Below are 21,843 nucleotides of genomic sequence, written 5' to 3'. Positions count from 1 at the left end.
ATGTTGATAAAAATAATTGTGCGGTATGTGCCGCACAATTGTTTTTTTGTTAAAAAATCTACTTCCGGCAAATCTGGTTACAACCGATCCGGGTAGTGTTATAATAAAAAAACTATGGGGAAACATGTCGAGAGGAGAGAAGAAAATGAGCAGACTAGAGATTAAGGCTCCAAACAGAGCCAGAATTGTCATGGAAGGTCTCTATAAAGATCTGGAGAGACGGATCGAGTCCAGTCCGCCGGGACTGTGTCCTGTGGACATGTCGAGAGCCTTCCTGGAATTGTGCCATGCCCAGACCTGCGGAAAATGCGTGCCGTGCAGGATCGGTCTTGGGCAGCTCAACCATTTTATCAAGGATGTGCTGGATGGAAAAGCCACCATGAAGACGCTGGATTACATGGAAGAGACAGCGCTCTCCATTATGGAGTCAGCGGACTGCGCCATCGGCTACGAGGCGGCCCGGATGGTCTACAAGGGGCTGGTCGGATACCGGGATGACTATATTGAGCACATAAAAAATGGAAGATGTACATGCAGCTACAATCAGCCCGTGCCCTGTGTGGCACTGTGTCCGGCCCATGTGGACGTGCCCGGGTATATAGCTCTTGTAGGCGAAGGAAGATACGCAGATGCCGTGCGTCTGATCCGCAAGGACAACCCGTTCCCCACTACCTGCGGATTCATATGCGAGCATCCCTGCGAGGCAAGATGCCGCCGGAATATGGTGGACGACTCCATCAACATCCGGGGACTGAAGCGGATGGCGGCAGACTATGCGGGCGAGGTGGACCCGCCGGCATGTGCTCCTTCCACCGGAAAGCGGATCGCTGTCCTTGGAGGAGGGCCGGGAGGCTTAAGCGCGGCCTACTATCTGCAGCTTATGGGACACCAGGCTGTGGTGTACGAGATGCTGCCGAAGCTGGGAGGCATGCTGCGATACGGCATTCCCAACTATCGGCTGCCAAAGGAGCGGCTTGAGGACGATATCAACTGTATCCTGAAGACAGGCGTACAGGTAAAATACGGCATGAAGATCGGCCAGGATATTACGATCCAGCAGCTCAGGAAGGAGTACGACGCTGTGCTCATCACCATTGGCGCCAGCACGGACAAGAAGCTGGGACTGGAGGGAGAGGACGCGGACGGCGTACTCTCGGCCGTACAGTTCCTTAGAAATGTAGGGAAGAATATCATCATGGATCTGACCGGCAAGGAAGTGGCCGTGGTAGGCGGCGGAAACGTGTCCATGGACGCTGTCCGCACAGCGAAGCGTCTGGGGGCCAAGAAGGTCAGCATTGTTTACCGGCGCCGCAGGGCAGATATGACCGCATTGCCCCAGGAGATTGAGGGAGCCATCGCCGAGGGCGTGGAGCTGCAGACACTGAAAGCACCGGCAGCCATTGACGTGGATGAGGCGGGCCAGGTGAAGGGGCTTTATGTGACGCCCCAGATGGTCAGCGCCATCAAGGACGGCAGAGCCAGCATCCGGCCTACCGGCGAAGAGGACCTCTACATCCCCTGCGACGTGCTTATTGTAGCCATCGGCCAGAACATTGAGACGCGCCATTTTGAGGAGGCGGGCATCCCGGTAGAGAGAGGAAAGATCCGCACAAAGAGCACGGGAACCTTTGAGAATATGCCCGGCGTCTTTGCAGGCGGAGACTGCGCAAGTGGTCCGGCTTCTGTCATCACCGCCATTGCGGCCGGCAAAGTGGTGGCAGCCAATATTGACGAGTATCTGGGCTACCATCACGAGATTTCCTGTGATGTGGAGATCCCGGAACCCAATCTCTCAGACCGCTCACCGTGCGGCAGGGTCAACCTGACAGAGCGCGAGGCCTGTCTGCGGGTGAAAGACTTTGAAGGAGTCGAAAACTGTATGACGGAAAACGAGGCGAAGCAGGAGGCAGGACGGTGCCTGCGCTGCGACCATTTCGGCTACGGAATATTCAAAGGAGGGCGTGAGAGTATATGGTAAATCTGACGATTGACGGAAAGCGTATTTCCGTAGAAGAAAATACAACGATCATGGAAGCGGCAAGACAGAACGGCATTCCCATCCCCAGCCTCTGTTTTCTGAAAGGGATCAATGAGATCGCGGCCTGCCGCGTCTGTGTAGTGGAACTGCAGGGGAAGGAGCGCCTGATCACATCCTGCAACAATGTGGCGGAAGAGGGCATGGTCATCTTTACCAACAGCCCGAAAGTGCGCAAGGACAGGCGGACCAATGTGGAGCTGATCCTCTCCCAGCACGACTGCCAGTGCGTCACCTGCGCCCGCAGCGGCAACTGCAGCCTGCAGAAGGTGGCCAATGACCTGAATATTATCGATCTTCCCTACCGGCAGGAGGTAGACCGGAGAGAGTGGAACATGGACTTCCCGCTGATCCGCGATTCGGCAAAGTGTATCAAATGCATGCGCTGTATCCAGATCTGCGACAAGGTACAGAAGCTGTCTGTCTGGGATGTGGAGGGAACCGGCTCGCGGACCACAGTCAATGTGTCCGGGCACATGAATATCGAGGATGCTCCCTGCTCCCTGTGCGGACAGTGCATCACCCACTGCCCGGTGGGAGCCCTGCGTGAGCGGGACGACACAGAGAAGGTGTGGGATGCCCTGGCAGATGAGAAGAAGACCGTAGTGGTCCAGGTGGCGCCTGCTGTCCGCACTTCCTGGGGAGAGCAGACCGGACTTGCGCCGGAGGAGGCTACCATTGGAAAGATCATGGACGCTCTGAAGAGAATGGGAGCGGACTATGTATTTGACACAGTATTCTCCGCGGACCTTACGATCATGGAGGAAGCCAACGAGTTTGTACAGAGATTTACGTCGGGGGAGCTGAAGGGGCACCCCATGTTCACTTCCTGTTGTCCGGGATGGGTGCGGTTTATCAAGTCCCAGTACCCTCATCTTGTCAAATATCTCTCCACGGCCAAGTCCCCGCAGCAGATGTTCGGGGCGGTCATGAAGACCTATTTCGCGGAGAAGATCGGAAAGAAGCCGGAGGAGATCTACACCGTGTCCGTCATGCCATGTGTGGCCAAGAAGGCGGAGCGGGAGCAGGAACTCTTCTATGAAGAGTACGCGGGACATGATGTGGACGCAGTCATTACCACAAGAGAGCTGGTGAAGATGATGCGCTCGGCCCACATCAGCCCGGATACGCTGGAGGATATCCCCGGGGATTCCCCTATGCAGGAGGGGACCGGAGCGGGCGTCATCTTCGGTGTGACAGGCGGCGTTATGGAGGCGGCTCTCCGTACGGCCTATGCGATCATCACCGGAGAAAATCCGGACGCGGACGCTTTCAAGGCAGTCAGGAGTCCCGGATTTAACGCGAATGACGGTGTGGCAGAGGCAGAGCTTACCATCAATGGGATCAAAGTGCGCACGGCGGTAGTCAGCGGACTTGGAAATACCAGAACTCTTCTTGACAGAATGGAAAAAGGGGAAGTGGAGTACGATTTTGTGGAAGTCATGGCATGTCCAGGCGGCTGCGTGGGCGGCGGCGGACAGCCGATCCACGACGGTCAGGAGCTGGCCTTTGAGAGAGGAAAGCAGCTCTACCGTCTGGACAAGGATTATAAGGTGCGCTTCTCACACGAGAACCCGGATATCCTGAAGCTCTATGATGAGTATATGGGGCAGCCTATGTCACATAAAGCACATATGCTGCTGCACACAGAACACGAATGTGAGGTTAAATCTTTGTAAAATGGTAGATTTTCTACACCCTTGTCCGGCAGACGATGCTAAAATAAGACATTGAAAAAAGTCGAAAAAACGGAGCGCTGCTCCGGACAAGGGAGTGACGGATATGTGGGAGAATGAACTGAGGCTCTGCTATGCCATGCTGAGCCGGAACCAGAAAAAAGCGGCGGATCTGCTTCTGGAGGACACGGAGGCGGCCGGGAACATGACTGTGAGGGAACTGGCAGACCGGGCCGGCGTGGGGCAGGCCACCATTATCCGCATGCTGCAGGCAGCAGGGTATGAAAGCTGGTCGGCCTTTCAGCGGACCGTGTGGCGGGAACAGGGGCAGCAGGAGCTGCCGGAGGCTGCTGACAGGGAAGTGTCCTCTGCGGGGAGGAAGTCCCCTGCCAGGCGGGAACACAGAAAATATGAGGCGGTTTTCCAGATCATCAGGGATGACCTCACCATGATATCGGACATGGCGAAAAACCTTGACCTGGGACAGATAGAGGAGCTGGTAAAGGTCATAAAAAAGGCCAAGATCATAGATGTGTACGGGACGGACAATTCCGCCAATGCGGCGGCGGAGCTGTCCGGCAGGATGCTACATCTGGGACTCACCAGCAGGAACTACTCGGACCTTTTCTTCCAGAAGGTCAGTGCCGGCCATCTGGGAAAGAGGGATGTGGCCATCGGGTTTTCCATATCCGGGGAAACCCAGGCCGTTATAGACTCCCTGACTGCCGCTAAGCAGGCGGGAGCTGTGACGGTGGCAGTGACGGGAGACCAGGTGTCGGGGCTGGCGCAGATCGCGGACTATATCTTTATCACTCCCACCATCCACTTTTCTGAGATCAGCAGATGGATTTCCTCCCGCATCTCCCAGATGGCTTTTGTGGATGCCCTGTGCGGCGCCATCATGGTCAGTGACCCTGAGCGTTTTGATCAGATGCTGATACAGTCCACAAAGGAATTTGAGCAGGATATGCACAGGAAAGATGTATAAAGACATACAGAGCAAACGAAAAAGGGCTTTTCGGAGCAATGCTCCGAAAAGCCCTTTTTTTGCCTGTCTTTACACAAAAGTGCTTTACACAGACTTTACATTTTTTTGAAGATTTTTTAAAAATCATTGTTTATAATTCGGGTTGTGTCCGAGAGGACCGAAAAGAAAGGAACCAAGACACCCATGTTCAGACGAATTTTAAAACAGGCTCTCCCCACAATGATCGCTTTTACCATGTCAGGCATGTACAGCGTGGTGGATGGATTATTTGTGGGAAAGGCGGCGGGAGACACAGGACTTGCGGCCATCAATATTGCCTGGCCTATCCCGGCCGTGATCACGGCCATGGGAATCGGGATAGGCACAGGAGGAAGCGTCCTCTATTCCAATATGATGGGAAAGGGGGACCGGGACGGCTGCAGGAGAATGTTCAATACAACCGTGACATTCCTGGCGCTGGCAGGCGTTCTTTTGTCAGCCGTGCTCTTTGCAGCCAGGGACCCGCTGCTCTGTATCTTCGGTGCGGAGGGTGAGGTGATGGGGCAGGCGCGGCAGTATGCCGGTATCATCATTGCCGGGAGCGTGCTGCAGGTGTGCGGCACGGGCATCACGCCTCTCCTTCGGAATATGAACCTGTCCTTTGCGGCTATGATTAGTATGGTGACCGGGTTTGTGGTGAACATTGCAGTCAACTACTATCTGATGTTCCCGCTGGGAATGGGGATACGGGGAGCGGCCTTCGGAACAGTGACAGCCCAGTTTGTCGTGCTGGCCATCAGCGTTCTCGTGCTTTCCAGAAGCTGCAAAGAGAAGGTGAGGCCTGCTCTTGAGGGAAAATCTGTGGCCGGGATCTGCCGCAGCGGTATCACCGCCTTTGGCGTTTCGCTGGCGCCCACCGTGGCTCTGATATTCACCAACTGGCAGTGTCTCCGGTACGGTGGGAATGCGGCGGTGGCATGCTATGCAGTCGTCTCTTACATTGTTTTTCCGGTACAGTATCTGCTGACCGGGATCGGAGACGGGGTGCAGCCCCTCCTGAGCTACTACAACGGAGCCGGACGCCCGGGGGAGCTGGGGCAGGTGAAAAGGATCGCACGTATAGGGGCAGGCGTGCTGGGGGCGGTGACCATGACAGTGACTCTTGTCTGCACACCCTACATCGCCCGGTGGTTTGGCCTCTCCGAGGAGGCGGCCGTATTTTTTGGGACAGGGATGAGGGTCAGTGCCCTTGCCTTCCTGGTGACAGGATTTGCGAAATTTAACATCTCTTATCTGAATGCGGTGCTGAGGGCCAGGCTGGCTGTGCTCCTCACGTTTGCGGAAAGTCTGGTCGTATCACCTGTGTACCTGTTCCTGCTCCCGGCATTTACCGGGATGACCGGTATATGGGTCTCGCTGCCGGCGACGGCAGTCACCATGCTCGTGATCTATGGAATGATAAACAGAAAGGAAATGAGTTATGAGAAAAAAGGTTAGCTTTCGAAAAGTGGGAACTGTGTGGCTGTTTGTCCTGCCCGCCCTGATCCCGCTGATCGTATTCTGGATTTACCCGATACTCCGGTCTGTGTATATCAGTTTTACAGACTGGGACTACATGTCACCAACATACAATTTTGTATTTCTTGACAACTTTATAGCGCTCTTCAAGGACGCACGTTTCTACGATGCCCTGTGGAACACCATCGTGTTCACAGTGGGGACCCTCATCCCCACCATCGTCCTGGGACTGCTCCTGGCGCTGCTGATGCAGAAGGCGTTTAAGGGGAGCGGGATCATCAAGTTCATCCTCTTTTCCCCGTGGATCACGCCTACAGTGGCAATTTCCATCGTGTGGACATGGATCTATGACCCGGATACGGGAATTGCGAACACAGTGCTGGAATTTCTGCATCTTCCAGCACTCCAGTGGATCAAAAGCTCTGACACGGCCATGCTGGCGGTCATCATCGTGACGGTCTGGAAGAGCCTTGGATATGCCATGATCTTTTACCTGTCCGCCCTGGAGAAGGTTCCCAAGGAGCTCTACGAGGCGAGCGGGCTGGACGGGGCAAAGGGCTGGCAGAGATTTCGGGACGTGACGCTCCCGTGCATCTCGCCCACCACCTTCTTCCTCGTCATCATCACCATGGTCACCTCCCTGCAGGCCTATGACCAGATACAGATCCTGACCCAGGGAGGGCCGTCGGGAAGTACAAGGACACTTTTATACATGTATTACCAGCTTGGATTTGAGGAATTTAACATGGGGCAGGCTACCGCGGTGGCCATCGTCATGATCATCCTGACCGTATTCCTGTCGGCAGTGCAGTTTACGGCCTCCAAGAAATGGGTCCACTACTAGAAGAGAGGGAAAAGTATGAAGATAAGAACAGGAATCCAAAAAACAGGCAAGATCATTGTGCTTCTTGTGTTCTGCGTATTTACAGTCTTCCCCTTTATCTGGATGATATTAAGTGCGTTGAAGACAAAGGCGGAGATCATGAATGTGTCGGCCTTTTTCCCGGCAGAGTTCCAGTGGCAGAATTTTTCTGAAGTCATTTTTGACTCGCCCCTTCTGAAATATGTGGCAAACAGTCTGTATGTGTCAGCCTTTACCCTGCTCATCCAGATTGTGACCGGGGCCATGATCGCCTACGCCATCGTGTTTATGAAATTTAAGGGAAAGAAGATCCTCTTCGCGGTGATCATGGGAACCTACATGCTGCCCACGGCAGCCACCTACATTCCCAGCTACATCATCCTGGCAGACTGGGGACTTCTGAACACATACACAGGACTGATCATCTCCGGATGCGTCAGCATATTCGGCATCTTCCTTCTGAGGCAGGCCTTCATGCAGGTGCCTGCGGGTATGATCGAGGCGGCCAGGATAGACGGGGCCAACCACTGGCAGATCCTCTGGAGAGTGGTGTGTCCCATGACAAAGTCCTCCTTCATAACGATGGGACTTATGAACTTTATCACCTGCTACAACAACTACATGTGGCCCTCCCTGATCACGGACTCAGACTCAAAGATGCTGGTGTCCCAGGGACTTCGGAAGTTTTTCATCGAGGGCGGAGCCTACGGGACCGAGTGGCCCCTTGTCATGGCCGGCAGCGCCATCATCGTACTGCCCCTCCTGATACTGTTTGCCTTCACCCAGAAATGGTTCATCAACGGTATCGGCGGAGACACGGGTATGAAGGGATAAAACCCTCTTACATATATCATTCAAAACAAAGGAAAGAAAAAAAGCAAAAAAGGAGAAATATCATGAAGAAAAGAATTGTATCTGCACTTTTATTATGCGCTATGGCAACATCCCTTCTGGCGGGCTGCGGCGGCGGTTCCTCCTCCTCTGAGCCCACAACGACAGCAGACGGAAAGCTCCAGATCGACCTGTGGTACTCAGGCGGAAAGACAGCTGTGAACGTGTTCCAGGAGATCGTGGACGACTTCAACGCATCCCAGGATGAGTACGAGGTTGCCACCACCACACAGGCAGACTACACAGAGACCTACGAGAAGCTCCAGGCAGGTATTGCCGGAAAGAACGCGCCGGACATGGCCCTTCTCGACACAGACAAGTCCAGAAACCTCTCAGAGAAGAACCTGGTGGCAGACATCAATGAGTTTGTGGACGCTGACGACGAGTTCGACAAAGAGGACTACATTCCGGTCTTCTATGACCAGGGCGTGGACGCGGACGGAAAGCTCTTTGCCCTTCCGGCCTACGGAACTACACAGGTGCTCTACTACAACAAGCAGATCTTTGCCGACGCAGGGATCGACCCCACCACCATCAAGACATGGCAGGACCTGGAGGCGGCAGCCGAGAAGATCACAACAGACAGCGTGGTTGGATGGGAGCCCATGTGGGGCTACGGGAACCTTGTGGACGCAGCTCTCAGCAACGGTGCGTCTCTCCTCAGCGAGGACGGCGAGACATGCCTGATCAACTCCAAAGAGTGGGTGGACGTATGGGAGAGCTTCCGCAAATGGATCCACGACGACAAGATCATGAAGGTAAACTCCGGCGGACAGGGCTGGGAGTACTGGTACACCACCATTGACGATGTGCTCCAGAACAAGGCCGGCGGGTACACGGGATCCTCAGGAGACCAGGCAGACCTTGACTTCAATATCGTAGGCGCCATCGAGCAGCCCGGATTTAACGACAACCCGTCAGCGCCCACAGCGGACGCGCTCCAGCTTGTCATGTTGGAGGGATCTTCCGACGAGGAGAAGCAGGGCGTGTACGAGTTCATGAAGTACTTCACAACACCGGAGAACCAGGCGAAATGGTCCATGGCGACAGGGTACGTGGCTGTCCGCGAGTCCACCCAGGAGGTGCCGGATTTCAAGGCCTACACAGATGAGAACCCCCACGCTCTTGTACCGCTCCAGCAGGCAATGCACGGCACATCTGCCCTCATCGACCCGACGGGCGGAAAGATCCTGGACGCTCTGAAGATCGCGGCAGACCAGGTGGAACTGGAGAACGTACCGGCGCAGGAGGCGCTGGATGCGGCGCAGGCAACTGCACAGGAGGCGCTGGACGCGTTATAAAATGAGACAGGAACTGAAATTTACCGTCAGCCGGGAGGCTGAAAATCTGCACAGGGAGCCGCTGGTGGTTCCCTGTGACACAGAAAGACTGTATATCAAAGTGGATCTGCCGGAGGAATTCCGCTATATGAGCTTTCTCATCCTGGAGGACCCGGAGGGACATATCCGTCTTCAGAAGCAGCTGGCCTGGGGAGACCAGGGCCTGTGCGTGGGAAAGGGCCCAAAGGACACTACCATAGGAGGCGTGCCGGGCAGGATACAGCCGGGAACGTGGCAGGTGTGCCTGGGCATCTTTACGGAGTATCTGCACCAGAGGCTGGGGGACAAGAGAGGCTGTATCACCATGACCGTGTCCGACGGGGAGGGCCCTGTGTCAGACCCCATGGGCGGCCTCGCCTGGGTGGAGGACACCCTGGAGATTTCCCCGGAAAAGTACCGCTGGGACAAGGTGTACGGCACAAAAAAGCAGTGGTATAAGGGGGATTTCCACACCCACACAAGGCTGTCCGACGGGAAGGAGCCCCTGGAAAATGCCATGAAGAAGGCAGTGGATATGGACATGGACTTCTACGTGCCCACAGAGCACAATCTGATGCACACAGGCTGGTGTGACACATCCCTGTGCATCCTTCCCGGCATAGAGGTGACGACGGACAAGGGACATATGAACCTGTTCGGCATCACAAAGCTGCCGGAGCGGATCCTGGACATTGTGGCTCACAACGGCGAGGAGATCGTGGACAGCTACATGGAGGAGACAATCCGGGAGGCGAGGGAGAACCATTGGATCACAAGCATCAACCACCCCTTCCTCACCATATGGAAATGGCGCTATGACCAGACTGACCTGGATGACATCGACTGCCTGGAGATCATCAACGACCCAACTTACACAGACGCCAAAGACTCCAACGAGAAGGCCGTGCGCTTCCTGGACGCCCTCTGGCAGGATGGTCATCGGATCTACGGTGTGGGCGGCAGCGACTCCCACAATCTCATAGAGGAGCGCTACGAGGGGGCGGACCTTCCCTCCATTCCCGGAGACCCGGCTACCTGGGTCTGCTGCGGGGAGCTTACGCCGGACAACCTCATGGCGGCCGTGAAGGCCGGGCACATGTGCGTCACCCGCTTCTGCAGGATGACTCCCGTGATCCACGGAGCCGGCAGGACCTTTCTTCCGGGAGATGAGCTCCCTGAGGACGTGGACAGAGTAACGATACAGGTGCTGATAGAGGGGCTTGCTGAAAAGCCGGTGGTCTCTCTGGTGAGAAACGGCGCTTCCCGGGAGCTGGAAGTCAGAGAGCTGGAGGTCAGAGAACTGGAAGGCGGAAAATGGGAGGTGCTGGCTGACGCTGAACTTGAGGAAGAAAAGTGGCAGTGGCTTCGCCTGGACGTCCGCAGCCGGGAGAAGGAATTCCTCGGCTACATGAACCCTGTGTTCAGAGGATCGGCGAACTCCCGGTACCGCACCTTTGGCGAAATAAAAAAGACAATGGAAGAACTTTAATATGATCAGAGGAATTTTATTTGACAAAGACGGGACACTGGTGGACTTTTTCTCCCTGTGGCTCCAGGCGGCCCTGGCTGTGACGCCCGCATTTCTCGAGGAAAACCACATCCAGCCGGACAAGGACATGACCGACTACGTGCTGCGTGCCATGGGAGTGGAGGACGGGAAGGTGGACCCGAGAGGAGCCCTGGCCTACAAGTCCTACCAGGAGATAGCGGCAGATATCTGCCAGGCGCTGGAAAAGAAGGGGATCACTCTGGATCCGGCCAGAGTCCAGGAGCAGCTGGAGCGCCTCTTCGACGAGAATGTGACTGGGAAAAATGTGAGCTACACGCAGGTCACAGATATCAAAAAGATGCTGCGGGCCCTAAAGGAGAGGGGCATCTGCGTGGGACTTGCCACGGCAGACACCATGCGCTCCGCCAAGAGCTGCCTGAAAAAGCTGGGCACCTATCAGGAGTTTGACTACGTGGGAGCCGATGACGGCGTAAAAAGACCCAAGCCGGAGGCGGACATGTTCCTGGAGTTCCAGCATAAATTCAACCTGAAGCCGGAGGAGATCGCTGTGGTGGGGGACACCTACAATGACGTGGCCTTCGCAAGGAACAACGGCGGCATCGCCATAGGCGTCTTGAGCGGCGTCAGCAGCGAGGAGGATTTCCGGGGAGAGGCAGACTATATCCTGGACTCTGTTAAGGAGCTGCCGGGGCTCCTTGAGCGGATGTCCTGAAAAGCGGCAGAAAAGAAAGTATATCAGACACGGACAAGGAGGAATAACTGTGGCTGAAATTCAGTTAAACCATGTATATAAAAAATTTGAAGATGGAGTTACCGCGGTAAAGAATTTTACCCTGGATATTCACGACAGGGATTTCGTGGTGTTCGTGGGACCTTCCGGATGCGGAAAATCCACAACGCTGCGCATGATCGCCGGACTGGAGAAGATTTCCGACGGCACTCTTGTGATGGATGGAAAGACCATGAATGACGTGCAGTCCTGTGACCGTGATATAGCCATGGTATTCCAGAATTACGCGCTCTATCCCCACATGACCGTGGCGGAAAACATGGCCTACAGTCTGAGACTGAAGCATGTGCCGAAAAAGGAGCGCAGGCAGAAGGTGGAGGAAGTGGCAAAGATACTGGGGCTGGAGCAGGTGCTGGACAGACGCCCGGCAGAGCTCTCCGGCGGCCAGAAGCAGAGAGTGGCCATGGGCCGGGCCATTGTGCGCCAGCCCAAAGCCTTCCTGATGGATGAGCCTTTATCCAATCTGGACGCCAAGCTCAGGACCCAGATGAGGAGGGAGATACAGAAGCTGTACAGAGAGCTGGACAGCACCTTTATCTACGTGACCCACGACCAGACAGAGGCCATGACCCTGGGCACGAAGATCGTGGTCATGAAGGCCGGAGAGATCCAGCAGATCGCCTCCCCGGAGGTGCTCTACAATGAGCCTGCCAATGTGTTCGTGGCAGGATTTATCGGCATGCCGCCCATGAATTTCTTCAAGGGCAGATGCCAGATGCGCTATGAGAAGGTCTACGCCAGCACAGCGGGCATGCAGATCGAGCTGCCTGCGGAGCTGGCGGACAGAGTGAAGCAAAAGAGCGAGCTGGGCAAAGACATCATCATCGGTGTGCGGCCGGAGGATATGCTGATCGCTGACACGGGCATCGAGAGCCGCGTCCGCGTGTACGAGATGCTGGGGGCGGAGACCTACCTGTATTTTGACCACGACGGCGGGAACGTGGCGGTCAGAGTGGAGGCCGACACGCCCATCCGCAAGGGCGACCGGGTACACTTTAACTTCCGTCCGGAGAAGATCCATTTGTTTGACGCCCAGACGGAGGAGAGAATATAGAAACCACGAAAAAAGGAAAAGCTTTGGCAAGATCAATCTGGGCCGAAGCTTTTTGTTATCATAAAGATATCTATTTTGTTTTTATCTATCGACATAGTATAATTTACATATCAGGAATAATCGATGGGATGTGACACAGAAGTGGAAAGAGAGCAGATTGACAAATACGAATTCAATACAGCGGATAAAAGGATAGAGGTCTACCCAAGCCCCGAACCTGACAGCCCTATTGTGTATATAAATACTTTTGAGGGAGAAGGTGATAATGTATACCGGGCGCTGGAAAACATGGACAATCCCGCTTTTACCCTTGTCGCCGTGAGCGGTCTGAAGTGGGAACACGATATGGCCCCGTGGGATATCCCACCGCTCTCGAAGAAAAGCACTCCCTGTATCGGAGGCGCCGACGACTATCTGCAGCTTTTAAGGGAAGAAATCATGCCGCGGGCAGAAAAGATGGCGGATGGCGTCTCGTGGAGAGGGTTGGCAGGTTATTCTCTGGCCGGGCTGTTTACAGTGTATTCTCTGTACCGGACAGACCTTTTTTCGAGGATCGCAAGCGTGTCCGGCTCACTCTGGTTTCCGGGCCTTATGGATTATATCACTTCTCATGAGATGAAAAGGATTCCGGACTGCGTTTTCTTTTCCCTCGGGGATCTGGAGAGAAGGACAAGAAACCCCTGTCTGAAAACAGTACAGGAAAATACCGAAAGAATCCGGAGTTTCTATGCAGGCCACGGTATTGATACGTTCTTTCAGCTCAATCCGGGCAATCATTTTAAAAATGCTGACCAGAGAACAGCAGCAGGCATTTCGTGGATTTTGAACAGGCAGGTCAAAGCAGCTTTGGCTTGCCGCGCCTCAATATTAGAACGGCTTGACAGGGGTGAGCTACCTATTGACAAACCCGGCAATAAGTATCCATACGATGCGGGTACTAAGTTTGCCAACAAAAATTGTGTGAGAAAAAGCATATGAGCAGATATCGGCTTGCTCAGAAATCAGGAATTGCTCAGTCATCAATCTCTACGTTGCTGAACCGGAAAAGCGTACCCACAATCCAGACTTTAGAAAAAATATGTGATGGTTTTGGCATCACTTTATCGCAGTTCTTTGCCGAAGACGACAAAGTTTTGGATTTGACCAAAGATCAGGAAGAACTGCTAAAAGATTGGAACTCGATGGACAGTCGGCAACAGGAATTGGTGAAGGCTTATATACAGGGAATTATCAGGAAATAAGGACGTCTTTTCTGCTAGGCAGGAGCGTCCTTTTTTCTTTTGCAGGAGGCGACTGATGAAGCAAAGAAATCTATTCCTTTTATTTTCCTTTAAGATTATTCTCTCTGGCTGTAGTACGACACCCCACGAAGAAACTAAAACAAACAATCAGGAGCCGGAATATGAGTTAACATTAGAGTCTTTTGTTGATCAGGAAGACTGTTTTGTGTGTGGCAACCCACCGGGTGGACTGCTTGACTACTATTATAAATTTGATTCTGTCGGCATTATTTACTGGCCGGATCTGACGGTAATAGACACGAGTGTGCGAACTTACGACGATGACGGGAATGAAACACTAGAAGGCGGTTCTGGCACACATATCTCTTCTTTTGGAGGAGGCAATGGCTCTATCGTGTGCAATCCGTGGCCGGAGCGTGGAATATCCGACGTAAAGATTTATCTGGGGGATGCGGGCAGACTGGACTGTGAACCGCTGACGGAGCAGTTATGTCAGATGAGGCATATCTTGCCAGCACCCGTTATTCCCTGATTAACTTCACTACTGGAGAGCTGTATACCCTGAGCAATCCTTACCGAGGTTATAGTATCCGGGAACTATATTGTCCGGTATGATTTTGAAGAGCAGGGAGACAATGAGAAGTATATAGATCTGATGGTGATTTATGCGCCGGAAAGAATGTAGAAAAACAATACCGGTCGGATATGTTTTATGGAACACGTTCGACCGGTAAATATATTTCTTTGATGATCGGTTTTAGAGCATTGAAATCAATAAAACTCGCCTGTTTTCCGTAGGTATTAATAAACGTGCGATCTTCCGATGTCAACGTTTCGAGTGGTTTCTTGCGTAAAGAATGATAACGTAGTTTCATCATCATACTATATACAAAAGTGAGCTTGTTATAGTCAATCCTTCCACGAAGATGAAAAAATTTGATCTTGTAAAACACTTCTGGAGATAACTGCTTTTGCAGGGAAACACGTATATTGTCTCGATTTTCTTGCTCATTTGGATTGGCCAGACCAACTGTGACAAGAATCAGCTTCTGGTTATCGCGCAGGTGGAAGTTCCGTAAAGTCTTTGTGAGGCCTCTAACACCTCCCGCATATAATCCTCCGATGAAAATAATAACTCGCATGTTGGAAAGAGATGGTTCATCTTTATAGCTGATTGCAGGAATTCCAGTCTGCTCGCAATCTTTCTTGTCTTTCTTAGGGTATGATGCCGCCGCCAGAGCAATAAAGGCAGCCGCAACCCCATAAAACGCAGGACTGCCTCCAGTGGCCGCACATAGGATAAATATAATTGCCACTATTGAATAAAGAATGGCACTTATTTTCATATTATCCATGCAAGTTTTTCCTCTTAAATATCTTTGAATTAGGGCTTGTATGATTATCTTATTTTACTAATGATATTCAAACGTATTCTATTTTTCTATCCTGCCATGGTGAAACCTGTGTAAAATTAGTGCAAGAAACAGCTCATTTATGTGTGTCAGGGTAAGCGTATATCTCACCATTATCTGGATTTAAATAAAGAGTAACCCATTGGCCGACTTCATAATTCTTGCTATAGACGATGGGCAGGGTGACTTCTTTTTCCTGACCGTTGACTCTGACGAGACAGAATGCGTAAACATTGCCCTCGCTGTCTTTGCGGAATCCGTGAACTTGCGCAGCGATAGGCTGAAATTCTCCCGATTCGATTTTGCGGCGGGTGCGGCGGGCTCCATAGATACGCACGACCAAGAATATAACAAGAAGCGGCGCTGCAAAAAATAACCATACTGCGCTTTCGGAAAGGACATGTTGCTCCTGCGGCAAATGAAAGAGCAGCAAACCAAACAACACTGACGGCACAAAAATAACTATGCCAATAACCAGCAGCAAAACCAGACGAGCATGCCTGATTTTTTGTTTCTCCGCCAGACTCGTGACGAGTTGGAAATCCTCCTTCTGCGGATGGTAGCGCAGTTGGAGAATATCGCCCGCTTTTGGAAGATCATATATGCGAGGGAATATCCAGCTTCGGTGCCAGTCTACACCCTGCCATTGGAATACGAGATCCAGTTTATATTTTCGCGGCTCTAAAACGCCATCTCTACCTTTCTTGTCGATTTTCTCAATACGGAGAACGCGGGCTGTTATCGGTTTCCACTTTCGCTGTTCCAGCCGCCTTATAATGCGCCACAGCAGGAAGAATACAATAATTATGGCAAAAGGGGAAATTGTCGGGAATATAATGTTCCAAAATGCCGTTGAATTGTCCACTGACTGCTCCTCCTCTCAGATGTACATATAATCATCCAAGATAATTATACCTTTGCACTTGGCAAAATTGCCACCATTTGAAAGTAAAGCCCAGATAAACTTTTGGTAAACAGATATTCTCCTGGTGAGGATATGAATTTTGTGTGGACACAAGCCTTTGAAATTATAAGTTGCCAGGCTATTTCCTTTCTGGTATAATCCAGGTTGTAGATGCCTATAAGGCTTAAGACATTATCAACACGCCTCAGAGGCTCCCGGGCAGATCGGAGGTAAATACAATGTACAAAACAGTGGTAATAAAGTATTCCCCCAAGGTGAAAGACATGGCCGCAAAAGTGGAAGAGGCGGCCAACAAAATGGAGCAGGAAGGGTTTGAACTGATCTCCTGCTCAATCATGCCTTCTTCTAAAGGTATTCTGGTTTTCAAGAAAAACACAGCGGGTGGATCAATAGAATAAAGTCTTTCTCAAATGACCGTTTTCAAGAATACTGGGAACGGTCATTTGTTAAATTCACGCCAGATACATATTAAATATAAGTATAGGAAAAGGTCGAAAATGGCTTATGTTGAAGAAACGAACGATAGCATTACTTTTGTGTTTCTGTGTTTTTTGCTGCCTGAGCATTTTGATAACAGCACAGCCCGTCTATGCTCAGGATGGATACCAGAAAAATCCTGTTGATTACCGCGAGATTGATGATTATCTGCGATCTGCCGTAGACGATGCCCATATTCCCGCACTGTCTGTGACGATTGTAAACAAAGACGCAGTATTATTTTCCGGAAATTATGGAGACTGCGAAAGCAGCGAAACCCCCTTTTATCTGGGCTCGGTCAGTAAATCCTTCACTGCCGCCTGTATCATGCAGCTGGTTGAGCAGGGAAAAGTTGACCTGAATGCACCTGTCTCCACATATCTGCCGGGTGCAACCGATGGTGACAGGATTTCAGTGAGCCAACTGCTGAATCATACAAGCGGTCTTGGCCAGTACCAGACCTTAGAAAATTATAAGATCGTGAACGAGCAGGGTGTGCATCATTACGCCAATGTAAATTATTCCCTGCTTGGTGAAATAATCGAGGCTGTCAGTGGTGAATCGTACAGTGATTACATAACGAAGAATCTCTTCGAGCCGCTGCAGCTTTCCCATACTGCCGCTACGCAGGACGAAAGCGAGAAAAATGGTCTGATTGATGGCCATACAAACTATTGGGGCTTCAGCATCAAAACAAGCCTCAAATATCCTTCCTCCAAGGATGACTGGATTACTGTCCCTGCCGGTTACATCTCATCCTCCACAGAAGATTTGGGGAAATACCTACAGATGTATCTGGATAGAGGAAGCGGCATTCTTTCAGAATCCAGCATCGATACGATGTTTTATGGGGACACCATCTATGTGGAGGGCGACATCCCTTATTGGTACGGGTACGGGTGGACGCGTATCGAGGCTCCTCTTTCTGAGCCGGTTCTGCGGCACAACGGCCTTGTCGAAACCGGGAACGCCTGCATCTTTCTGCTGCCGGAGAGCAGCCTTGCGATGGCTGTTACGGCCAATGTAAACGATTATTTTGCGGCAAACGCCATGATAGATTCGCTGGGGTGGGGCGTGGCGCTCATGCTCCTGGGGGATGCGCCAAATGAAATATCGGGCAGCACGTATGCCCTGAACCATCTCTGGCTCAACCTGACTATGTTGGCTGTACTGACAATAGCAATCATTCCGTTATGCCGACTTTCCAAATACCGGGAACGCGTACTGCTACTGCGCGGCAACAAATTGCCGGGAGTGTACTCTTTGATTGGCTTGCATTTTCTTTTACCCGCCTTCCTGCTGATGGCTGTTCCGGTATTTTTGAAAATTCCCCTCTGGGTCGTTCAGGCTTTTCTTCCTGACGTTTTCTTGACCATTATTGTTTCTGCTGTACTGCTTCTGGCCGTAGGCTTTCTGAAGGGAGGGATTCTATGGGCGCACAAGAAGACAATACGAACAAGACAAGTCTCCGGAGGAGGCCATGGATCCTCCGGCTATGCGCCGGATTGTTCATCCTGATTTTTACAGTTGGTTTTATGCTCATCGGTGGAGGGATTCTCTATTCGGCCCATCAAGAAGAGGCCGGTTATACTGGCACCACAACAGGCACGGTTGTGGGATACGAAAGCAGGATGGGAGATGCTGATGATTCCTTCCGATATTTCTATGCGCCAATCGTCCGCTATAAAACAACGAAGGGCAGCCTCTGCACAGGGATTGGGAACGTATGGACATCCAACCGCCCATTTGAAGTTGGGGAACAAATAGATATCCGATATAACCCGACACAAACAGATGTAGTCAATGTAGAAGGCTACGGCGTTTCCGTGAGCTATAAGCTGGGCATTGTCTTTTTCCTGTTTGGCTCTGCAGTATCCGTGTTCCTGCTGATTTTCCTGATTTTGACAAAGCTCATCCGCGATCCGGATAAAAGGGAGCGGATCATGGGCAAACTAGTGGCCGCCATTATTGCGCTGCTTATTGCCGGAGTATGGTGTATGCTTGCAGGGATAAAAATCACGCTGGCTGTTTTTGGGCTGCTGGGGCTATATGCCCTTTTCCAGCATTATAAAAAGAGGAGGGAACCATAAAGTCCTCTCCTCAGCTTCTGGATCTCCGGATATTTATTTTGCGACCTTCTCCAGTGCCTCGCATATCTTCTGCATTCCCAGTTTCTGGTCTTTCACTTTTGCTGTTATGGTGTTATTCACCAGAGAAAGCTTGAGCTTCGTTTTTCCACTTTTCATTTTAATAATCCGCTGGGATGGTACGAGCCCCTTTTTTATCTTCACTTCATCAAACTGATTGAAAGGAATACAAATCTTTCCATAAATGTGTGAGATATCGAATGTTTCAAGGACGGCAATGACCAGTGACTTCTCCGTCACGCCCACATAACAGGATACATTGCTCAGTGCTCACAGTGCCAGCATCTCCGCAGTTCCTGACATAAGCGTCCCCCATGCTTCTCCCTGATAAGTTTCCCCTTCCGGGCGGATAGATTCCAGCATTTGTTTCATGTCCGTATCATTCATCAGTAGTGCCATTTTTGTTAGCCTCCTTGTTTAGACATGTTGTCGCAAAAATCAACTTAATATTCTCGGTAATACTCATGGTTTTGAATCACAATACCACTCAGAAATCCGTTATAAAATGTCAGATCCAAGTGCTTTGTATATTCGGCTCCTTCCAACTCATAAGTTACGTTGTAATTTTCATATCTGTCTGACGGCTCGCCATATTGACCGATCACGTCCTCCACCGTAGCCCAGCCAAGCATCAGGCCACCCGGAAGCTGGAGGTCAGCTCCATAGAAATCAAGGCTGTCGTCGGACACAGCCAGACGTCCGACCGTGCCATCTTTGACCGGTACCGATGATTCCGATGTGTTATATACCGTGACAGAAATGCTTTGCTCTTTATCATTGGTCAATGATAGATCCCGATTGGGAAATTCGCCATACGGTTGATCAGCTCCAGCTAACCGACTGTCAGGGTCACCTTCTGACAGCGACCATCCATTTTCAAGGAAATCGGAAAGCCTGCATGGGATTGTGTACACGTCGTCATCAATCTGGATAGCAAAACTGTTCCAGTTGTTTGGCAGTTCAGGATTTGGCAGGTACATTTCCCGGCCGGCACCATCAAGGTCTTCCATATATTCCAGCGCTATTAATACGGATGTATGGGGCAGATAGGCTGCTTTGGCAATCCCATTTTTTTCTCTTCTCAGCTGGATCCCCTCATCATATCGATCTTCGGTGATTTCAAATGAGTGCTTTTTACCATCTGCATCCCGACCGCGCAGGTAATACCGTGTAGACGCGTCCCCTGTTCCGGACGACCTGTCAAGATCAAGTTTATTGAGATAGGTGAGGAGCGGATGATCAAGATAAGGTGCATCCAAAACAAGCGGACGTATCGCAAAAAATATAACTGCAACGCAGATTAAAATCCCGGCGAAATATCCGACGATATGCCTTATGCGCTTCTCTGACAGGAAAAATTTTACCAGACAGACAATGGCTATGATCAGCGCAGCCAAGCTCAGTGCGCTTCGAAAAGCCACCTTTTGAGCGAAACCGGTTATTCCCATTACCAAATCCGTATCATTGATAAACCAGTCAAGCGCCATCAGAAGGATAATTGGTAAGACGATCATGACGCAGACTATTGCAATAAAAAGTTTTACTCCTCTTTCATAGCCTTTATTCTTCTCCACTTTGACTTTCTCCTATTTGTTTTTCTACATAGTATATCATTCGTTGAGAGGAGGCCGCTATCGCATTTTTGTAAAATTTAAGTATACAAAAAGGTGAAAAGTCTGCCTCTGGCGGGATCGCGCTTTTGCCAATCGATGGTCCGATTTCTGCGGAGGTTTTCCGTAAGTTCCTTTGTGACCGCAATAAGCTCATCGTTTTCGTAAAAATCTTTGATAGCGCGCGGTTTAGTCAATGCGTCATAAAAGGGGAATGATCCTGTATCGGATCAGGAAAGCGTATTCGTTCAGGTATTGCGGTCACAATTAACTGAGAAAGAAGCAGAGTCCTTTTTGGCGCAACCTCGCAGAACCCTCATTTTTTGATGATGGTTTAAGTAAGGACGATCTGCTGCAATCAGATGATGAGAAAAGTATAAAAAAAGTGAGCAGTCCAACTCGCCAAATCGCACTGCCCACTCTATAAAAACTACTCAAACCGCGAATTTTTTCGTGCAGGTTTAAGTATGGCTATTCTAATGCGGAGAAAGGGACTTGAACCCTCACAGGATTGCTCCCACTAGAACCTGAATCTAGCGCGTCTGCCATTCCGCCATCTCCGCTCGACGAAGATTATAATATCATATGCCGGAGTAAATTGCAAACATTTTTTTCAAAAAATAAAAAAATTTTTCTGGAGCGCCATATGGAAGTGTATGGTATAATAGTGGCAGACATACAGACGTGCTTTGTTAATTTGAAAAGAAAGGAAAGGTATAGCAGTATGGCAAGTATTTTTGACATTTTGGGTCCTGTCATGGTAGGACCTTCCAGTTCCCATACGGCAGGCGCAGACCGTATCGGCCTGATCGGCAGGCAGCTTCTGGGGAGGCAGCCGCAGAAGGCCACCATTTATCTGCACGGGTCCTTTGCAGCCACCGGGGAAGGGCACGGGACGGACCGGGCCATCGTGGCCGGGCTTCTGGGGATGAAGCCGGATGATATGAGGATTCCGGACAGCTTCCGCATCGCAAAGGAAGAAGGACTGGATTTCACTATCCAGAAGAAAGATATCCGGGGGGCTCATCCCAACACGGTGCAGATGCTCCTGGAGGCGGACGGCGCGGACAGCCTGGACATCCAGGCATGTTCCATCGGCGGCGGCCGGATCGTAGTGAGCAAGCTGGACGGGATTGAAGTGAATTTTAACGCAGAGAGCAACACGCTGATCGTGCACAATCAGGATCAGCCGGGGCATGTGGCCCAGGTGGCCAACATTTTGAGCCAGAAGAATATTAATATCGCTACAATGCAGCTTTTCAGGGACAAGAGAGGCGGATATGCGGTCATGGTCATTGAGACGGATCAGATCATCCCGGACAGTGCGATTTCCTGGCTGGAAAATCTGGACGGTATCATCAAGGTAACGTTCCTCAATGTGAGTGGAGCCGAGGATGAATAGGAGGGAC

General features: G+C 51.3%; 22 protein-coding genes, 1 tRNA gene and 1 pseudogene. 17 read left to right on the top strand and 7 right to left on the bottom strand.

The features are described from left to right. Positions 1–145: 145 nt before the first annotated feature. The 13 genes from B5E62_RS04330 (at position 146) to B5E62_RS04270 (ending at position 14,395) form a co-directional block, all read left to right on the top strand. Positions 146–1,978, top strand: coding sequence for an NAD(P)-binding protein (locus tag B5E62_RS04330; protein ID WP_087173416.1), 1,833 nt, complete (start codon positions 146–148; stop codon positions 1,976–1,978). Then, positions 1,972–3,714: a [FeFe] hydrogenase, group A gene (locus B5E62_RS04325; RefSeq protein ID WP_087173415.1), complete on the top strand. Its 1,743-nt coding sequence runs from the start codon at positions 1,972–1,974 to the stop codon at positions 3,712–3,714. The genes B5E62_RS04330 and B5E62_RS04325 overlap by 7 nt, the downstream gene beginning before the upstream one ends. Positions 3,715–3,817: 103 nt before the next feature. Beyond that, a complete protein-coding gene (locus B5E62_RS04320; RefSeq protein WP_087173414.1) occupies positions 3,818–4,699 on the top strand; it encodes a MurR/RpiR family transcriptional regulator in 882 nt (293 codons plus the stop codon). Positions 4,700–4,882: 183 nt separating this feature from the next. Further along, positions 4,883–6,175 carry an MATE family efflux transporter gene (locus tag B5E62_RS04315; RefSeq protein WP_087173413.1) on the top strand — a complete coding sequence of 431 codons (1,293 nt, stop codon included), beginning with the start codon at positions 4,883–4,885 and terminating at the stop codon, positions 6,173–6,175. Further along, the gene (locus B5E62_RS04310) at positions 6,159–7,040 is read left to right on the top strand and encodes a carbohydrate ABC transporter permease (RefSeq protein WP_087173412.1); all 882 of its coding nucleotides are present in this window, start codon (positions 6,159–6,161) and stop codon (positions 7,038–7,040) included. Before B5E62_RS04315 ends, B5E62_RS04310 begins: the two co-directional genes overlap by 17 nt. Before the next feature lie 15 nt (positions 7,041–7,055). Then, positions 7,056–7,892, top strand: coding sequence for a carbohydrate ABC transporter permease (locus tag B5E62_RS04305; protein WP_087173411.1), 837 nt, complete (start codon positions 7,056–7,058; stop codon positions 7,890–7,892). 62 nt (positions 7,893–7,954) lie between these two features. Continuing rightward, on the top strand, positions 7,955–9,250 hold the full coding sequence (locus B5E62_RS04300) for an ABC transporter substrate-binding protein (RefSeq protein ID WP_087173410.1): 1,296 nt from the start codon (positions 7,955–7,957) through the stop codon (positions 9,248–9,250). A gap of 1 nt (position 9,251) precedes the next feature. After that, entirely contained in the window at positions 9,252–10,757 is a 1,506-nt protein-coding gene (locus B5E62_RS04295) for a CehA/McbA family metallohydrolase (RefSeq protein ID WP_087173409.1), read from the top strand. Position 10,758: 1 nt separating this feature from the next. Beyond that, positions 10,759–11,490 carry an HAD family hydrolase gene (locus B5E62_RS04290; protein WP_087173408.1) on the top strand — a complete coding sequence of 244 codons (732 nt, stop codon included), beginning with the start codon at positions 10,759–10,761 and terminating at the stop codon, positions 11,488–11,490. Between the two features lie 49 nt (positions 11,491–11,539). After that, the gene (locus B5E62_RS04285) at positions 11,540–12,622 is read left to right on the top strand and encodes an ABC transporter ATP-binding protein (RefSeq protein WP_087173407.1); all 1,083 of its coding nucleotides are present in this window, start codon (positions 11,540–11,542) and stop codon (positions 12,620–12,622) included. Positions 12,623–12,745: 123 nt separating this feature from the next. Further along, positions 12,746–13,600, top strand: coding sequence for an alpha/beta hydrolase (locus tag B5E62_RS04280; protein WP_206414294.1), 855 nt, complete (start codon positions 12,746–12,748; stop codon positions 13,598–13,600). Continuing rightward, positions 13,597–13,863 (top strand): helix-turn-helix domain-containing protein, encoded by a 267-nt coding sequence (locus B5E62_RS04275; RefSeq protein WP_087173406.1) that lies wholly within the window; start codon positions 13,597–13,599, stop codon positions 13,861–13,863. The genes B5E62_RS04280 and B5E62_RS04275 overlap by 4 nt, the downstream gene beginning before the upstream one ends. A 55-nt stretch (positions 13,864–13,918) precedes the next feature. Next, entirely contained in the window at positions 13,919–14,395 is a 477-nt protein-coding gene (locus tag B5E62_RS04270; RefSeq protein ID WP_087173405.1) for a hypothetical protein, read from the top strand. A gap of 178 nt (positions 14,396–14,573) precedes the next feature. Here B5E62_RS04270 and B5E62_RS04265 read toward each other — a convergent pair whose 3' ends face one another. Both B5E62_RS04265 and B5E62_RS04260 read right to left on the bottom strand, forming a co-directional pair. Beyond that, complete coding sequence (locus B5E62_RS04265; protein ID WP_087173404.1) at positions 14,574–15,218, bottom strand: flavodoxin domain-containing protein; 645 nt, start codon at positions 15,216–15,218, stop codon at positions 14,574–14,576. Between the two features lie 133 nt (positions 15,219–15,351). After that, entirely contained in the window at positions 15,352–16,140 is a 789-nt protein-coding gene (locus tag B5E62_RS04260) for a hypothetical protein (RefSeq protein ID WP_087173403.1), read from the bottom strand. 278 nt (positions 16,141–16,418) lie between these two features. On the opposite strand from B5E62_RS04260, the gene B5E62_RS04255 reads away from it, so the two are divergent. From B5E62_RS04255 to B5E62_RS04245, 3 genes are all read left to right on the top strand, one after another. Then, on the top strand, positions 16,419–16,598 hold the full coding sequence (locus tag B5E62_RS04255; protein WP_087173402.1) for a hypothetical protein: 180 nt from the start codon (positions 16,419–16,421) through the stop codon (positions 16,596–16,598). Positions 16,599–16,704: 106 nt separating this feature from the next. Then, entirely contained in the window at positions 16,705–18,195 is a 1,491-nt protein-coding gene (locus tag B5E62_RS04250; RefSeq protein ID WP_087173401.1) for a serine hydrolase domain-containing protein, read from the top strand. Then, positions 18,183–18,767: a DUF3592 domain-containing protein gene (locus tag B5E62_RS04245; RefSeq protein WP_087173400.1), complete on the top strand. Its 585-nt coding sequence runs from the start codon at positions 18,183–18,185 to the stop codon at positions 18,765–18,767. Before B5E62_RS04250 ends, B5E62_RS04245 begins: the two co-directional genes overlap by 13 nt. A gap of 33 nt (positions 18,768–18,800) precedes the next feature. On the opposite strand, the gene B5E62_RS04240 is transcribed toward B5E62_RS04245, so the two are convergent. The 5 genes and pseudogenes from B5E62_RS04240 to B5E62_RS04225 form a co-directional block, all read right to left on the bottom strand. Continuing rightward, complete coding sequence (locus B5E62_RS04240; protein ID WP_087173399.1) at positions 18,801–19,070, bottom strand: hypothetical protein; 270 nt, start codon at positions 19,068–19,070, stop codon at positions 18,801–18,803. Between the two features lie 24 nt (positions 19,071–19,094). Beyond that, positions 19,095–19,223 carry a hypothetical protein gene (locus B5E62_RS17395; protein WP_275532573.1) on the bottom strand — a complete coding sequence of 43 codons (129 nt, stop codon included), beginning with the start codon at positions 19,221–19,223 and terminating at the stop codon, positions 19,095–19,097. A gap of 44 nt (positions 19,224–19,267) precedes the next feature. Then, complete coding sequence (locus B5E62_RS04235) at positions 19,268–20,398, bottom strand: hypothetical protein (RefSeq protein ID WP_087173398.1); 1,131 nt, start codon at positions 20,396–20,398, stop codon at positions 19,268–19,270. 98 nt (positions 20,399–20,496) lie between these two features. Further along, positions 20,497–20,643 (bottom strand): annotated as a pseudogene (locus B5E62_RS17620) (type I restriction enzyme endonuclease domain-containing protein); the annotation flags it as partial. Between the two features lie 271 nt (positions 20,644–20,914). Then, a tRNA-Leu gene (locus B5E62_RS04225) sits at positions 20,915–20,997 on the bottom strand. A gap of 161 nt (positions 20,998–21,158) precedes the next feature. Here B5E62_RS04225 and sdaAB point away from each other — a divergent pair. Beyond that, positions 21,159–21,836, top strand: a complete 678-nt coding sequence (sdaAB, locus tag B5E62_RS04220) for an L-serine ammonia-lyase, iron-sulfur-dependent subunit beta (protein ID WP_087173397.1) — start codon at positions 21,159–21,161, stop codon at positions 21,834–21,836. Positions 21,837–21,843 lie beyond the last annotated feature (7 nt).

It is taken from the genome of Lachnoclostridium sp. An118, from assembly GCF_002160985.1.
Taxonomy (GTDB): domain Bacteria; phylum Bacillota; class Clostridia; order Lachnospirales; family Lachnospiraceae; genus Claveliimonas; species Claveliimonas stercoravium.
Note: the sequence above shows the minus strand (reverse complement) of the source record. Positions and strands in the feature narration are given on the sequence as shown.

Bases quoted from the DNA above. Each gene is read 5' to 3' on its own strand.
- B5E62_RS04330 (WP_087173416.1), top strand. From the start codon at position 146: ATGAGCAGACTAGAGATTAAGGCTCCAAACAGAGCCAGAATTGTCATG.
- B5E62_RS04325 (WP_087173415.1), top strand. From the start codon at position 1,972: ATGGTAAATCTGACGATTGACGGAAAGCGTATTTCCGTAGAAGAAAAT.
- B5E62_RS04320 (WP_087173414.1), top strand. From the start codon at position 3,818: ATGTGGGAGAATGAACTGAGGCTCTGCTATGCCATGCTGAGCCGGAAC.
- B5E62_RS04315 (WP_087173413.1), top strand. From the start codon at position 4,883: ATGTTCAGACGAATTTTAAAACAGGCTCTCCCCACAATGATCGCTTTT.
- B5E62_RS04310 (WP_087173412.1), top strand. From the start codon at position 6,159: ATGAGAAAAAAGGTTAGCTTTCGAAAAGTGGGAACTGTGTGGCTGTTT.
- B5E62_RS04305 (WP_087173411.1), top strand. From the start codon at position 7,056: ATGAAGATAAGAACAGGAATCCAAAAAACAGGCAAGATCATTGTGCTT.
- B5E62_RS04300 (WP_087173410.1), top strand. From the start codon at position 7,955: ATGAAGAAAAGAATTGTATCTGCACTTTTATTATGCGCTATGGCAACA.
- B5E62_RS04295 (WP_087173409.1), top strand. From the start codon at position 9,252: ATGAGACAGGAACTGAAATTTACCGTCAGCCGGGAGGCTGAAAATCTG.
- B5E62_RS04290 (WP_087173408.1), top strand. From the start codon at position 10,759: ATGATCAGAGGAATTTTATTTGACAAAGACGGGACACTGGTGGACTTT.
- B5E62_RS04280 (WP_206414294.1), top strand. From the start codon at position 12,746: ATGGGATGTGACACAGAAGTGGAAAGAGAGCAGATTGACAAATACGAA.
- B5E62_RS04275 (WP_087173406.1), top strand. From the start codon at position 13,597: ATGAGCAGATATCGGCTTGCTCAGAAATCAGGAATTGCTCAGTCATCA.
- B5E62_RS04270 (WP_087173405.1), top strand. From the start codon at position 13,919: ATGAAGCAAAGAAATCTATTCCTTTTATTTTCCTTTAAGATTATTCTC.
- B5E62_RS04265 (WP_087173404.1), bottom strand. From the start codon at position 15,218: ATGGATAATATGAAAATAAGTGCCATTCTTTATTCAATAGTGGCAATT.
- B5E62_RS04255 (WP_087173402.1), top strand. From the start codon at position 16,419: ATGTACAAAACAGTGGTAATAAAGTATTCCCCCAAGGTGAAAGACATG.
- B5E62_RS04250 (WP_087173401.1), top strand. From the start codon at position 16,705: ATGTTGAAGAAACGAACGATAGCATTACTTTTGTGTTTCTGTGTTTTT.
- B5E62_RS17395 (WP_275532573.1), bottom strand. From the start codon at position 19,223: ATGGCACTACTGATGAATGATACGGACATGAAACAAATGCTGGAATCT.
- sdaAB (WP_087173397.1), top strand. From the start codon at position 21,159: ATGGCAAGTATTTTTGACATTTTGGGTCCTGTCATGGTAGGACCTTCC.